Below are 485 nucleotides of genomic sequence, written 5' to 3' on the forward strand. Positions count from 1 at the left end.
GTAACGCGGCTTATCGTGGCCGTAGATGCCTCCAAACCATACATATCCATGAGATGATCCCGTATGTCACTGTAACTGGCTCCGCGGGCATATAAAGAAATGATCTGTCGATCCAGATCTACCCCAAGAGTTTTATGCCGTTTARGAATTATTTCGGGCTCGAACGTCCCATTACGATCACGCGGTGGGTTAATATCTACCGATCCAAKGGCGGTTTTTACTTGYTTACGCCCTTTACCGTTCCTTCGGTTGGCTTCTCCTTCCTCMTCAATATGCGCTTCCAACTCACCATCCAGGGCCCCCTCAAGAAACTCTTTTAGTAACGGCGTTAACACCCCGTCCTTACCTAAAAGCGTATCTCCGTTCTTCAAACGGCTGGCCGCTTGCTTCTTGAAGGCTTCGAAATCAAAGTTTTGCTTTTCCATATTGTTTTATCAGTTTAAAGTTAAAAAACTTTTTACTGACACACTTTATGTAATAGTCTC

1 protein-coding gene is annotated in these 485 nt (G+C 44.9%); it reads right to left on the bottom strand.

Annotated elements, in window-relative coordinates:
- A partial coding sequence (locus AC1DCV_RS35785) for a transposase (protein ID WP_477027683.1) occupies positions 1–425 on the bottom strand: 425 nt, incomplete at its 3' end.
- Positions 426–485 lie beyond the last annotated feature (60 nt).

It is taken from the genome of Chitinophaga sp. 10T418 (assembly GCF_056394125.1).